A 12,431-nucleotide genomic window follows, 5' to 3' on the forward strand; every position below is an offset into this window, starting at 1 on the left:
GTACGCCGGTCCTCAGTGTAGGTGGGCAGGGTTCTCACCGGCCCTCATGACGAGTTCGCACCCCCCGAATTGTCCGAATCACGCACGCCGCGCCCTTCGCCGGTCCGGTTCGGCGGGTGCGGGTTACCAATCAAAAGCGGATTGGGTGGCTGGGGTCCGTGGGTGGTTGCCGGTGAACTGGATGCTGAAGGCCAAGTAGGGCGTGGGACCAGCGCACTTGGCGCCCAGCGGGCATCGCCTTCACTACTGCGGTCTTCTTCCGACCGGCGGGGCACCACACGGGAAAGCCGCAGCACTCACAACACTCAATTCGCCCCGGCGCCCGCCCGCACTACGTTCAGTGAGTGGCCAACGAACCGTCACCCTTCAGGTCACGGCGCAGGCCTGAGGTTCATTGCCCGGAGTGACGCAGCGTGATACACAGAGTGACCATACGTTCCTTCGTATACGCACCGATGTGAAGACGTAGGAACTCAGCCAAGGAATGGCGCCAAGTCGGCAGGCATCCGCGGCGATCTGGGCAAGAATGGGCCTGACCTCTGCGCTGCGGCGGGGGCGACAGAACTACCCACATGGGGCGGTGAGTTACACATGCTGCTGGCAGCCGGCAAGGGCAACATCGACACCATCATCGGCGGGATCGCCCCCGACTGGGGCCCATTCCAGAACCTCGGCAAGGAAGCCCAGGTCATGGTCGAGGTCGTCATGGCCGTGGCGATCCTGCTGTGCCTGGGCATCGCGATCTGGGGCGCGGCCAAGCAACGGATCGGCGCGACGGCGCTGCGCGACACGTTCAGTGCCGAGCAGGGCAAGGGCCTGATCGTCGCCGGCCTGACCGGCGTATTCATCATCGGCTCACTCGGCACGCTCTTCACCATCGTGTACGGCATGGCGATCTAGCCCCTGTTCCGCCCGCTCCGGTCTCATCTGCACTGAGGTTGCAACTCCCTGATGTCGAGTCACCACACCGCGCCCGCGCGGAAAGCCGCGCGGCTACCGTCGTACGTGGCGGTTCAGCACGAGCTTGAGGGGGCGTACGCGGGATGAGTCCGGGTGACGGCAACGACGACGACGGCCTCTACGGCGGCACGGGCCAGACCCGCACGCGCCTGCCGGAGGGCGGGCCGGGCGACGGGTACGGCGACGGGCGCCGACCTGCCAGGTCCTCATCGCGCAGCCTCGTCACGGTGGTCGGGGTGGTGGTGCTCCTCATCGCGGCCATCGCCTTCGCCAACCGTGGCGGGGACACGTCCTCTTCGGCGCGCGGCGACGTCAAGAGGCCGGGCGCGTCCGCGACGGCGGCGACCGGGACGAAGCCGGTGGCTTCGGGGTTCGCGCATGACGCGCAGGGGGCGCAGAGCGCTGCGGCGAATTACGCGGTGCTGTTGGGCGGCGACGGCATGTTCAAGGTTGAGTCTCGGCACTCCATCGTCGACGGCATCTATACGCCGTCAGCGGCCTCCAAGCTCAAGGGCCCCACGGACAAGGCCTACTCCACGGCCTTCCTCAAGAACCTGGGGCTCGACGCGGACGGAAATCCGCCTCAGGGGAGCACGTTCGTGTCCCGCTCCATCCCCGTTGGCTCCAAGCTGCTCGAGCACAGCGGGGACAGCGCCAAGGTCTCTGTCTGGTACATGGGACTTCTCGGCATTTCTGGAGCCAGCTCGACGAACCCCGTCAGTTCCACCTGGCTGACCTGGACGTTCGATCTTCAGTGGACCGACGGTGACTGGAAGATCACGGCGGACTCGCAGAAGAGCGGCCCGACACCTGTCCCGGGCGACGAGCGGGCCTCCACCTCCGACGACATCAGCAAGGCCATTGAGGAGTACGGAGGGTTCACCTATGCCCGGTAGCCCACGCCGAATGCTCAAGCTCACGGCCCTCGTCGCAACCGTCCAAACCACGGCCGTGCTGCTGGCCACGCGCGCCCTCGCGGCGCCGGACCCGAAGCCGTCGAACGATCCCTGCGACCTGCTGATCGGCCCCGCGAAGAAGTACTGCGAGCGGCCAGACGGAGGAGGATCCGGAGGCGGCACCCCCACCACCCCTCCCGGCACCACCAACCCCCTGGACCCCCTCTCCTCCCTCGCCAGAGGCTGTGCCGACGCCGCGTCCTGGACCGTGGACATGCTCAGCAAGTCCATCAAGCAGAACGCCACCGTCGACTTCACCAACCCCAAGTTCCTTCAGCAGTACGCCGTCGTGTTCGCCGCCTCCGCGATCCTCACGCTGCTGCTCTGGCTGCTCGCCGTCGCCAAGAGGGCGGTGCGCGGCGTTCCCCTCGGTACCGCGCTCTCCGAGGCCATCGGATTCCTCTGGCTCACCGTCATCGCGTCCGCGTTCACGCCGCTGATCCTCTACACCGTCGTATCGGCGACGGACGGTGTCTCGGATGTGCTGGCGAAGGCGACCGGGGATCAGACGGACGCGTTCTTCGGGACGTTCTCCGGTGCGCTGAAGAAGGGCGACGACATCGGGGGCGGGCCGATCATGCTGATCGTCGTCTCGCTCGTGTCGATCCTCGCCGCGGGCGTGCTGTACCTGGAGCTGTACCTGCGGGCCGTCCTGCTCTACGTCGGCGCGCTGCTCGGCGTCGTCGTGTACGCGGGGCTCGTCGACAAGAACCTGTGGGGGCACGTCCGGCGGTGGGCCGGCGTGATGATCGCCGTGATTCTGGTGAAACCGGTGATTGTCATCGTGCTCGGACTGGCCGGCGCGTTGTCCGGTTCCGACGGGCCCGACTCGCTCGCCGCCGTCGTCTCCGGGCTCGCCATCGTCCTGCTCGCCATCTTCGCCAGCGGCATGATCTACCGCTTCGTACCCGGCTTCGGCGACGAGATCGCCAACGGCCGCAACAACCGCATCATGCGCGGCGCCGAGAACAAGGCGGCCGCGGTCATCAGTTCACCCGCCGCACTCGTCTCGCAGGGCATCAAGACGCACAGCGCCCGCGCGGACGGTGGCGGTGGCAGCGGTGGCGGCCAGTCCCAGGCCCGTCCCGCGAACCCCGTGTCGGGAGGCGTGGCCGCACACAGCTCACGCCCCTCTTCCGGGGGCAGTGGCGGTGGCGGCGGATCTGTCCCCTCCGCCGCACCTCCGCCCCGTACGAGTCCCTCGAACACGCCGCACGCGAGCAACACGCGTAGCGGTGGGAACACCGGCAACAGCAATCGGCAAGGAGGTGCAGGGCGTTGACGACCCAGTCCCATGTGTCCCCATCGGTCACGCCCCGCCGTACGTATCTGATCGGCCGTGCCCGGCCGAACGCCATCGTCGGCAGGAACCGCGAGACCGGCGAGATCGCCCTCATCATCGGGGGCGCTTTCCTGGGCATGATGTGCGGGCTTCTCGTCCCCGCCCTGTCCGTGCGCATCATGCTGCTCCTGGGCTTCCCGCTGATCGCGCTCGCGGCCGTCTACATCCCGTACAAGCACCGCACGTTCTACAAGTGGTTCGAGATCAACCGCAGTTACAAGCGGCAGCTGAAGCGCGGCACGACGTACCGGTCGCGGGCCATGGACGCGGGGGTGCGGCTCGACGGGCGCGAGGTGGAGATCGGGCCGCCGCCCGGCATCGGCCGGCTGACCTGGCTGGCCGCGCCGTTCGGGCCCGACGAGATCGCCGTGCTGCTGCACGCCGACCGGCGCACCGTCACCGCCGCGATCGAGATCGAGGGACCGGGCGTCGGACTGCGGGACAGCGAGGACCAGGAGGCGCTGGTCGACCGGTTCGGGACGCTGCTCAAGCACGTGGCGAACGGGGACGGGTTCGTCACGCGGATCCAGATGCTCGCCCGTACGCTGCCCGCCGACCCCGACGCGCACGCCAAGGACGTGGCCGTGCGCGGCGACGACCGCACGCCGGGCTGGCTGCAGGAGTCCTACAACCAGCTCCAGTCGATGGTGTCGACCAGCAGCGAGCAGCACCGCGCCTACCTCGTGGCCTGCATGCACTACACGCGCGAGCTGGCCGCCGAGGCGCATGCCATGGCGCGCGCGGCCCGTCCCCACAGCGGCCGCAAGGTCGACCGGGACGCCGGGCTCGCGGTCGTCATGGCGCGTGAGCTGACCGACATCTGCTCGCGCCTCCAGGAGGCCGACATCCGGGTGCGGCAGCCTCTCGGGCAGGGGCGGCTCGCCTCGCTCGTGCACTCCATGTACGACCCGGACCATCCGATCGACCACATCCAGGCCATGACCAAGCGCAACGCCTGGCCGGCTGAACTCGACGCGATGGAGCCGACGTATCTGCAGGCCAAGACACGCGAGTCGTCGACGCGCGCGCCCTGGTGCCACGCCACCGCCTGGGTCAAGGAGTGGCCGATGACGCCGGTCGGCGTGAACTTCCTGGCGCCGCTCCTCGTCCACACCCCCGATGTCATCCGCACCGTGGCCGTCACGATGGACCTGGAACCCACCGAGGTCGCCATCGAGCGGATGCTCACCGAGAAGACGAACGACGAGGCGGAGGCCAGCCGCCAGGCCAAGATGAACCGGACCGTCGACCCGCGCGACGTCGCCGCCAACACGCGCCTCGACCAGCGCGGCGAGGACCTCGCCAGCGGCGCGGCCGGGGTCAATCTCGTCGGCTACATCACCGTCTCCTCCCGCTCCCCGGAGAGCCTCGCGCGCGACAAGCGCACGATCCGCGCCTCCGCCGGCAAGTCCTATCTGAAGCTGGAGTGGTGCGACCGCGAGCACCACCGGGCCTTCGTCAACACATTGCCGTTCGCGACCGGCATCCGACGGTAGAGGCAGGGCTCTGAGATGCGGGATCCGCTGTCCATGGCCACGGACGCCTTCACCTCCTTCCTGTTCGGGAAGGTGGAGACGACCCGGCTTCCGGTCCGTACGTCGACGGGGCAGGCCCAGGCGGTCTATCTGCCGACGGCCGCCCCCGGCCTCGGCGACTCGGGCGTCATCATCGGGCGGGAGGTGTACTCCGGCAAGGGCTACATCTACGACCCGTTCCAGCTGTACGGGCAGCAGCTGCCCGCCCCGCACTGGCTGGTCCTCGGCGAGTCCGGCAACGGCAAGTCCGCGCTGGAGAAGACGTACGTCATGCGGCAGCTGAGGTTCAAGGACCGCCAGGTCGTCGTCCTCGACGCGCAGGGTGAGGACGGCGTCGGCGAATGGAACCTCATCGCCCAGGAGCTGGGTATAACTCCCATCCGGCTGGACCCGACGGCCGCTCTGGACATGGGGATCCGGCTCAACCCGCTCGACCCGGCGATCACGACGACCGGGCAGCTCGCCCTGCTCCGGACGATCATCGAGGTCGCCATGGGACACGGCCTCGACGAGCGCTCCGGCTTCGCCCTCAAGGTCGCGCACGCCTACGTCAACGAGACCATCGTCGACCGCCAGCCCGTCCTGACCGACATCGTCGAGCAGCTCCGCCACCCGGAACCCGAGTCGGCGGAAGCGATGAACGTCGCCATAGACGACGTAAGGGCGTGGGGACTTGATGTCGCGCTCGTCATCGACCGGCTCGTCGACGGTGACCTGCGTGGCATGTTCGACGGTCCGACGACGGTCGGCATCGACCTCGACGCCCCGCTGATCGTCTTCGACCTCTCCCACATCGACCGCAACTCCATCGCGATGCCGATTCTGATGGCGATCGTGGGCGTGTGGCTGGAGCACACCTGGATCCGGCCGGACCGCAAGAAGCGCATCTTCCTGGTGGAGGAGGCGTGGCACATCATCAACTCGCCCTTCGTGGCGCAGCTGTTCCAGCGGCTCCTGAAGTTCGGGCGGCGGCTCGGTCTGTCGTTCGTGGCGGTCGTCCACCACCTCAGTGACGTGGTGGACGGAGCCGCGGCCAAGGAGGCGGCCGCGATCCTGAAGATGGCGTCGACCAGGACCATCTACGCCCAGAAGGCCGACGAGGCACGGGCCACCGGCCTCGTACTCGGCCTGCCACGCTGGGCCGTGGAGATCATCCCCTCCCTGACGCCGGGCATCGCTGTCTGGGACGTGAACGGGAACGTCCAGGTCGTGAAGCACCTCATCACCGAGACGGAACGGCCCCTGGTCTTCACCGACCGCGCCATGACGGAGTCCTCCGCCGAGACGCTCGGCGACGACGCGCTGCGCGCCGCCGACCTGGAGGCGGAGGAGCGGGCGGCCGCGTTCGTGGAACAGCACATGGGCGACCGGTACAAGGACTCGTCGGAGTCAACGGTGGCCTGAGGTCTGAGGTCTGAGATCTCAGGCCTGAGGTCTGAGGCCTAAGGTCTGGGGCCTCGGAAGTTACTGGTGGGGCTCGGCGAGAGCGAGAGCGCAATGCGGCGGCACGACGCCTACGAGCAGGACGACAGGTACGGGGAACGGGACGACAGGTACGGGGAGCGGGGCCGGGGCCGTCCCGGCCCGCGGGAACGCGGCATTCCCGACGGACTGCTCCTCGGCCTGCTCGCGTTCCTGCTCGGCATGACGGTCATGATCTGGACGGCGACGGGCCTGTCGGGCCTGTTCTCCAAGGGCGCCTGGCCGGACGGCGTGACGATCCGCCACACACCGGTGGCCATGCGCTCCCTCATCGGCCGCCCGCACGACCTCCCGGGCGCGTGGCCGGACACCCCGGACGGGCAGCTCTCCGGGTACGGGCTGTTCTGGGGCCTGTTCATCGGCCAGGTCCTTGTGCTGGTCGTGCTCACGGTGTTCGTCGCGGGGACGCTGGCGCGGTGGCGGGCGGTACGGCGCCAGGGCGGGGCGGGGGACAGGAAGCGGGCGGGGGCCAGGACAGGGGCCAGGGAGGCTGATGAGGTTTCGCCCGAACCGGCGACCGCCGCCACGGCGCCCGTCGCTCCGACGTCCATCGCCCCGCCCCCGATCGAGCACGAGAACCACGAGATCCCTGAGGTCCCTGAGGTCCCCGAGGTCCCCGCGAATCCCGCCACCTCGACCGTCGCCGCCCCCCTGCCCGTCCCCGCCCCCCGCGGCCCCGTCGTCCTCGGCCCCGCCGAGACCCGGGCCCCGCGCGCCATCCAGGCCATCAGGGACGCCGAAGGTCCCGTCCTCGTCATCACGTCGTCGGCGGGCGTCTGGGCCGAGACCAAGGACGCCCGGTCGAAGCTCGGCCCCGTCCTCGTCTACGACCCCACCCACCTGTGCGACACCCCCGCCCGCCTCCACTGGAACCCGGCGCAGGGCTGCGAGGACAAGCCCACGGCCGCGTCCAGGGCGGCCGCGTTCCTCGCCCCGATCCGGCCCACCGCCAAACTCGACATGGCCACGGCCGACACGGCGGAAACGCTGCTGCGCAGCTTCCTGCACGCCGCCGCCGTGGACGCGAAGCCGTTCCGGCACGTGCACCGCTGGGCGCAGGGCACCCAGGTCCAGGAGGCCGTACGCATCCTGCGCACCAGCCCGAAGGCCGCGGCCGGCGCCGCGGGCGAGCTGGAGGCCGCACTCACCTCGCATCCCGAACGCCGGGACATGGCACAGGAGTTGACGGCCCGCGCCCTGTCCGCGATGTTCTCGGTCCACATCCGCGAGGCCTGCACCCCGAACCGAACTGATGCGCTCACCCTGGATTCCTTCGTGAACGAAGGGGGAACGCTTTATGTGGTGGGTGAAGCCATCGAGGATCCCAAGGCGGACCCGGGCGCGATGCCCTTCCTCACGGCCCTCGCCTCAAGCGTGGTCGAGCACGGCCGGCGCATGGCCGAACGGTCATCTGCCGGTCGGCTCGACCCACCAATGACGCTCGTCCTCGACGACGTCGCCGCGGTGGCTCCGCTTCCCCAGCTACCGGAGCTGCTGTCCACCGGAGCGGACCGGGGTCTGCCGACCCTGGCCCTCCTCCGCTCCCGGGAACAGGGCAGGGCCCGCTGGCCACACACCGAACTCCCACTGCCTTAGGGCCTGTTACTGACCTTCCAGCACCATCTCGTACTCGGACTTCCCCGGGTCGCCCGGCACCGCCAAGGTCCCGCCGCTGCGGACGAAGCCGAAGCGGCGGTAGAAGCCCTGGGCACGCGCGTTGTCCTCGTGCACGTACAGCCGCACCCGCTCCAGACCCTCCAGCGAGCGTGCCCACTCCACGCCTGCCAGGAACAGCGCCTCGGTCACACCGCTCCCCCGGCGCTCGGGCCGCACGTACACCCCGACGAGATGCGCCTGCCGCACGTCGCTCGGGTCGCCGAACATGAGGGTCTCCCCCGCCTCCTCCACCCGCACGGTCACGGACCCCCACCACCCTCCGTCCGCCCCCTCGGCAACGAACTGCCGCGCCGACCCGTCCAGTTCGAACCGCCCGGCCCGCTCCCGCCAGAACTCCTCGGGCCGCGCGACCGCGGTCTCGTACGTCTCCAGGAAGGCCATCGGTGCCACCGGATCCCGCAGCGCGGCGAGCCGCATCTCCCGCACCGCCTCCCACTCCTCGGCACGGACAGGGCGCACGACGTACTCCGCGACAGGCTCCATGGCGCGGACCCTACGGGACCGTAGTACCGGGGTACTACAGCATTTCCACAGCTCCCCACCCCGGTCGGACGCCCCGCCCGCGCCCCTCTCCCTACCGTCGAACCATGACGATCAGGGCACACGGACTCACCAAACGCTACGGCGACAAGACCGTCGTCCAGGACCTCACCTTCACGGTCAACCCGGGCACCGTCACCGGATTCCTCGGCCCGAACGGCGCCGGCAAGTCCACCACCATGCGCATGCTGCTCGGCCTCGACGCCCCCACCTCGGGCCGCGCCACCGTCGGCGGCCGCGCCTACGCCGCACACGACGCGCCCCTGCACGAGGTCGGCGCCCTCCTGGAGGCCCGCTCGATCCACCCGGGCCGCACCGCGTTCCACCACCTCATGGCGCTCGCCCACACACACGGCGTGCCGCGCTCCCGCGTCGACCACGTCCTGGCCCTCACCGGCCTCAGCGACGTCGCGGGGAAGCGCGTGAAGGGCTTCTCCCTCGGCATGGGCCAGCGCCTCGGCATCGCGGCCGCACTCCTCGCCGACCCGGCCACCGTCATCCTGGACGAGCCGGTCAACGGCCTCGACCCGGAGGGCGTCCTGTGGGTGCGCAACCTCCTCAAGTCCCTTGCCGCGGAAGGCCGCACGGTCCTCGTCTCCTCGCACCTGATGAGCGAGACGGCCCTGACCGCGGACCACCTCATCATCATCGGCCGCGGCCGCCTCCTCGCCGACACCACCGTCTCCGACCTCGTACGCGAATCAGGCGCGGCCTACGTCAAGGTCGTCACGCCCGAAGCCGTACGCCTGCGCGAGCTCCTGGCCGGCGCCCCCGGCGTCGAGGCCACCGACGAGTCCCCCGACACCCTGCACGTCCGGGGCACGGACGCCCCGCACATCGGCCGCACCGCCGCCACCCACGGCATCCCCCTCTTCGAACTCACCCCGCAGACCGCCTCACTCGAGCAGGCCTTCATGGACCTCACGCACGACTCGGTCGAATACCAGGCCACCGCCATGACGGGAGCAGCAGCATGACCACCCCCTTGGTTTCCTCGGCCCCCTACCGCGTCACCACGCCCCGCGTGCTGCGCTCCGAGTGGCACAAGTTCTGGACCCTGCGCTCCACGTGGATCACCCTCGCCGTGGCGAGCGCCCTCGTCCTCGCCGTTGGCATCACCATGGGCTCGACGTACGACGGCGACGACTCCGAGATCGACACGGTCGTCTTCGTCCTCCTCGGCACCCAGCTCTCGCAGATCTGCGTCGCCGTCCTCGGCATCCTGGTCACGGCGAGCGAGTACGCGACGGGCATGATTCGCGCCTCCCTGACGGCGGTCCCGCGCCGGCCGCCCGTCCTGTGGTCCAAGGCCGCCGTGTTCGCTGCCGTCGCGTTCACCCTGAGCTTCGTGACGAACGTGGTCACGTTCCTCGTCGCGCAGATCTGGCTCTCCGACGGCGACAAGGCGACCTCGCTCACGGGACCGGGCGTCCTCGGCGCCCTCGCGGGCAACGCCGCGGGCATCACCCTGATGAGCCTGATCGCCCTCGGCCTCGGCGCCCTGCTCCGCTCGGTCCCGGCCGCCATCGGCGCCTTCGTCGGCGCCGTGCTGATCCTCCCCGAGGTCCTCGGCATGCTCCCGTACGACGCCGTGGACAGCGCCGTCAACTACTTCCCGACCCAGTCCGCCGAATCCCTCGGCTCCGCCACCCGGCTCGCCGACGCGGTCTCGCCCGCCATGGGGCTCCTCTCCCTGACTCTGTGGGCCGCCGCGGTCCTCACGGCCGCGGCCCTCCTCCTCAGGCGCCGCGACGTATGACGCCCCGCGGAACCCTTTCCCGTACGAGGATGAAGCGGTGACGGACGAGATAACGGACGAGGTAGCGGGTGAGGTGACAGGCCGGATGACGGGCGAGGTGACGGGCGACAGGACTCAGGAGCCCGAGCGAGCCCCCTTCCACCTCACCGCCTACGTCCAGCGGCTCACCGAGCGGGTGCGCGCCTTCGACCGGCGCCGCCCGCTCGTCTGGGACCTGCTCCTGAGCGGCTTCTTCGTGACCGCCGCCCTCATCGACTACACGGGTGGCGGCTGGCGCAACATCGCCCACAACACCGACGTACCGGGCCCGCTGCTCCTCTGTGTGAGCCTCACCCTGACGGTGCCCCTGCTGTGGCGCCGCACCCGCCCGGTGACGGCGCTCGCGATGATGGTGGCCGCAGGTGTCGTGAACAGCTGGACGGGCGCCCTCCTCCAGGCGGCGCTGGTCCAGCTCATCGTCGTGTTCAACGTCGCGCTGCGCCGCCCCCTCAAGCTCCTTGCCGGCGCCTGCGCGCTGACGCTGCTGCCTGTCGTCGTGGGCGTCGCCCGCTACCCGAAGGGCAGTTGGGACCAGCAGATCGTCCCGCAGGTGTGGTCGATCACCCTGGTGGCACTGCTCGGCATCGCGGTCCGCAGCCGCCAGGAGTACACGTCGTCCCTCGTCGAGCGCGCCCGCCGCCTGGAGGTCGAGCGCGACCAGCAGGCCCAGCTCGCCGCGGCGGCGGAACGCACCCGCATCGCGCGAGAGATGCACGACATCATCGGCCACAACCTCTCCGTCATCACGGGCCTCGCCGACGGCGGTTCCTACGCGGCCGCCAAAAACCCCGAACGGGCCGGCCAGGCACTGGACGCCATCGCCACGACGAGCCGTCAGGCCCTAGCGGAACTCCGCCGCCTGCTCGACGTGCTACGCGAAGAGGCCGGGCCCCCAGCCGAGTTGGCACCCCAGCCGACCCTCACGGACCTGGACCAGCTGGTCGACGGTGTACGCGCGGCGGGCCTGCCCGTACGCCTCGCACTGCGCGGCCAGCCGGGCTCCCTGGCCCCGGGAAGGGAGCTGACGGTGTACCGGGTCGTGCAGGAGGCGCTCACCAACACGCTCAAACACGCCGGTCCGGGCGCTTTCGCGGCCGTCGACGTCACGTACGGGGACGACGGGGTACGCGTCAGCGTCACGGACACGGGCCGCGGAGGGCCGGCACCGGACCTCGGCTCCGGACGCGGCCTGCCCGGCATGCGCGAGCGAACTTCCCTCTACGGCGGCACACTTGAAGCAGGGCCGCTGCCCACGCCCCCGGGCGGCTGGCGCGTCCGTCTCCACCTCCCGAAGGAACCCTCCCCGTGACCAGCGTGCTCATCGTCGACGACCAGCCCATGCAGCGCTTCGGTTTCCGCATGCTGCTGGAGAGCCAGGACGACCTGACGGTCGCCGGCGAGGCGGGCGACGGCGCCGAGGCGGTCCGCCGCACGGCACGTCTCAAGCCGGACGTCGTCCTGATGGACATCCGCATGCCGGGCCTCGACGGCATCGAGGCCACCCGCCGCATCGTCGCGTCCGGCGGCCTCACCCGGGTCCTGATCCTCACGACGTTCGACCTCGACGAGTACGCGTACGACGGCCTGCGTGCGGGAGCGTCCGGCTTCCTCGTCAAGGACGCGCTGCCGGAGGATCTCCTTTCCGGGATCCGGGCGGTGGCAACGGGCGACGCGGTGGTCGCCCCGAGCCTGACGCGCCGTCTCCTCGACGCGTACGTACAGCACTTGCCGGCCACGAACACTCCTCAGGTCCCGGACCCGCGCATCGCCTCCCTCACAGACCGCGAACGCGAAGTCCTCACGGTCATCGCCCAGGGCTGGACGAATACGGAGATCGCTGCACGTCTGCACCTTGCCGAGTCGACGGTGAAGACGCATGTGAGCCGCGTCCTGGCGAAGACGGGAGCGAGGGACCGGGTCCAGGCGGTGATCCTGGCGTACGACGCGAAGCTGGTGGAGCCAGCGTAAATCTGCGGCTTGCTTTATGGTCGGGAACGCAAAAAAGCCTCATTCCCCGAGTTTTCACTCGGGGAATGAGGCTTTTTATCAAAAATAGTTCGGCGGCGTCCTACTCTCCCACAGGGTCCCCCCTGCAGTACCATCGGCGCTGTGAGGCTTAGCTTCCGGGTTCGGAATGTAAC

11 protein-coding genes and 1 rRNA gene are annotated in these 12,431 nt (G+C 69.8%); 10 read left to right on the forward strand and 2 right to left on the reverse strand.

Features of this window, described 5'->3' with window-relative positions; genetic code table 11:
• Positions 1 to 591 precede the first annotated feature (591 nt).
• The 6 genes from AC07EJ_RS44310 (at position 592) to AC07EJ_RS44335 (ending at position 7,871) form a co-directional block, all read left to right on the forward strand.
• Positions 592 to 900 carry a hypothetical protein gene (locus tag AC07EJ_RS44310; protein ID WP_100595588.1) on the forward strand — a complete coding sequence of 103 codons (309 nt, stop codon included), beginning with the start codon at positions 592 to 594 and terminating at the stop codon, positions 898 to 900.
• Between the two features lie 143 nt (positions 901 to 1,043).
• Positions 1,044 to 1,856, forward strand: a complete 813-nt coding sequence (locus AC07EJ_RS44315) for a DUF8175 domain-containg protein (RefSeq protein WP_389480836.1) — start codon at positions 1,044 to 1,046, stop codon at positions 1,854 to 1,856.
• Positions 1,846 to 3,198: a hypothetical protein gene (locus AC07EJ_RS44320; RefSeq protein WP_389480838.1), complete on the forward strand. Its 1,353-nt coding sequence runs from the start codon at positions 1,846 to 1,848 to the stop codon at positions 3,196 to 3,198. Before AC07EJ_RS44315 ends, AC07EJ_RS44320 begins: the two co-directional genes overlap by 11 nt.
• The gene (locus tag AC07EJ_RS44325) at positions 3,195 to 4,754 is read left to right on the forward strand and encodes an SCO6880 family protein (protein WP_389480840.1); all 1,560 of its coding nucleotides are present in this window, start codon (positions 3,195 to 3,197) and stop codon (positions 4,752 to 4,754) included. The genes AC07EJ_RS44320 and AC07EJ_RS44325 overlap by 4 nt, the downstream gene beginning before the upstream one ends.
• Before the next feature lie 15 nt (positions 4,755 to 4,769).
• Positions 4,770 to 6,197: an ATP-binding protein gene (locus AC07EJ_RS44330; RefSeq protein WP_389480842.1), complete on the forward strand. Its 1,428-nt coding sequence runs from the start codon at positions 4,770 to 4,772 to the stop codon at positions 6,195 to 6,197.
• A gap of 93 nt (positions 6,198 to 6,290) precedes the next feature.
• Positions 6,291 to 7,871, forward strand: coding sequence for a type IV secretory system conjugative DNA transfer family protein (locus AC07EJ_RS44335; RefSeq protein WP_478886367.1), 1,581 nt, complete (start codon positions 6,291 to 6,293; stop codon positions 7,869 to 7,871).
• 6 nt (positions 7,872 to 7,877) lie between these two features.
• Here AC07EJ_RS44335 and AC07EJ_RS44340 read toward each other — a convergent pair whose 3' ends face one another.
• Positions 7,878 to 8,435, reverse strand: coding sequence for a GNAT family N-acetyltransferase (locus tag AC07EJ_RS44340; protein WP_478886364.1), 558 nt, complete (start codon positions 8,433 to 8,435; stop codon positions 7,878 to 7,880).
• Positions 8,436 to 8,539: 104 nt separating this feature from the next.
• Between AC07EJ_RS44340 and AC07EJ_RS44345 the strand changes: the two genes are divergently transcribed.
• The 4 genes from AC07EJ_RS44345 (at position 8,540) to AC07EJ_RS44360 (ending at position 12,258) form a co-directional block, all read left to right on the forward strand.
• Positions 8,540 to 9,469 carry an ATP-binding cassette domain-containing protein gene (locus AC07EJ_RS44345; RefSeq protein WP_389480847.1) on the forward strand — a complete coding sequence of 310 codons (930 nt, stop codon included), beginning with the start codon at positions 8,540 to 8,542 and terminating at the stop codon, positions 9,467 to 9,469.
• On the forward strand, positions 9,466 to 10,251 hold the full coding sequence (locus tag AC07EJ_RS44350; protein ID WP_478886365.1) for an ABC transporter permease: 786 nt from the start codon (positions 9,466 to 9,468) through the stop codon (positions 10,249 to 10,251). Before AC07EJ_RS44345 ends, AC07EJ_RS44350 begins: the two co-directional genes overlap by 4 nt.
• 85 nt (positions 10,252 to 10,336) lie before the next feature.
• On the forward strand, positions 10,337 to 11,599 hold the full coding sequence (locus AC07EJ_RS44355) for a sensor histidine kinase (RefSeq protein WP_478886368.1): 1,263 nt from the start codon (positions 10,337 to 10,339) through the stop codon (positions 11,597 to 11,599).
• The gene (locus tag AC07EJ_RS44360) at positions 11,596 to 12,258 is read left to right on the forward strand and encodes a response regulator (RefSeq protein ID WP_478886366.1); all 663 of its coding nucleotides are present in this window, start codon (positions 11,596 to 11,598) and stop codon (positions 12,256 to 12,258) included. The genes AC07EJ_RS44355 and AC07EJ_RS44360 overlap by 4 nt, the downstream gene beginning before the upstream one ends.
• Positions 12,259 to 12,345: 87 nt before the next feature.
• On the opposite strand, the gene rrf is transcribed toward AC07EJ_RS44360, so the two are convergent.
• Positions 12,346 to 12,431: ribosomal RNA gene (gene rrf / locus AC07EJ_RS44365) — 5S ribosomal RNA — on the reverse strand; the annotation flags it as partial.

This window comes from Streptomyces sp. NPDC045026, from assembly GCF_056432625.1.

What these genes read in the sequence shown, in the direction of transcription:
- AC07EJ_RS44335 (WP_478886367.1), top strand. Translation starts at nt 6,291, where the DNA reads ATGCGGCGGCACGACGCCTACGAGCAGGACGACAGGTACGGGGAACGG.
- AC07EJ_RS44315 (WP_389480836.1), top strand. Translation starts at nt 1,044, where the DNA reads ATGAGTCCGGGTGACGGCAACGACGACGACGGCCTCTACGGCGGCACG.
- AC07EJ_RS44345 (WP_389480847.1), top strand. Translation starts at nt 8,540, where the DNA reads ATGACGATCAGGGCACACGGACTCACCAAACGCTACGGCGACAAGACC.
- AC07EJ_RS44320 (WP_389480838.1), top strand. Translation starts at nt 1,846, where the DNA reads ATGCCCGGTAGCCCACGCCGAATGCTCAAGCTCACGGCCCTCGTCGCA.
- AC07EJ_RS44310 (WP_100595588.1), top strand. Translation starts at nt 592, where the DNA reads ATGCTGCTGGCAGCCGGCAAGGGCAACATCGACACCATCATCGGCGGG.
- AC07EJ_RS44330 (WP_389480842.1), top strand. Translation starts at nt 4,770, where the DNA reads ATGCGGGATCCGCTGTCCATGGCCACGGACGCCTTCACCTCCTTCCTG.
- AC07EJ_RS44340 (WP_478886364.1), bottom strand. Translation starts at nt 8,435, where the DNA reads ATGGAGCCTGTCGCGGAGTACGTCGTGCGCCCTGTCCGTGCCGAGGAG.
- AC07EJ_RS44355 (WP_478886368.1), top strand. Translation starts at nt 10,337, where the DNA reads ATGACGGGCGAGGTGACGGGCGACAGGACTCAGGAGCCCGAGCGAGCC.
- AC07EJ_RS44350 (WP_478886365.1), top strand. Translation starts at nt 9,466, where the DNA reads ATGACCACCCCCTTGGTTTCCTCGGCCCCCTACCGCGTCACCACGCCC.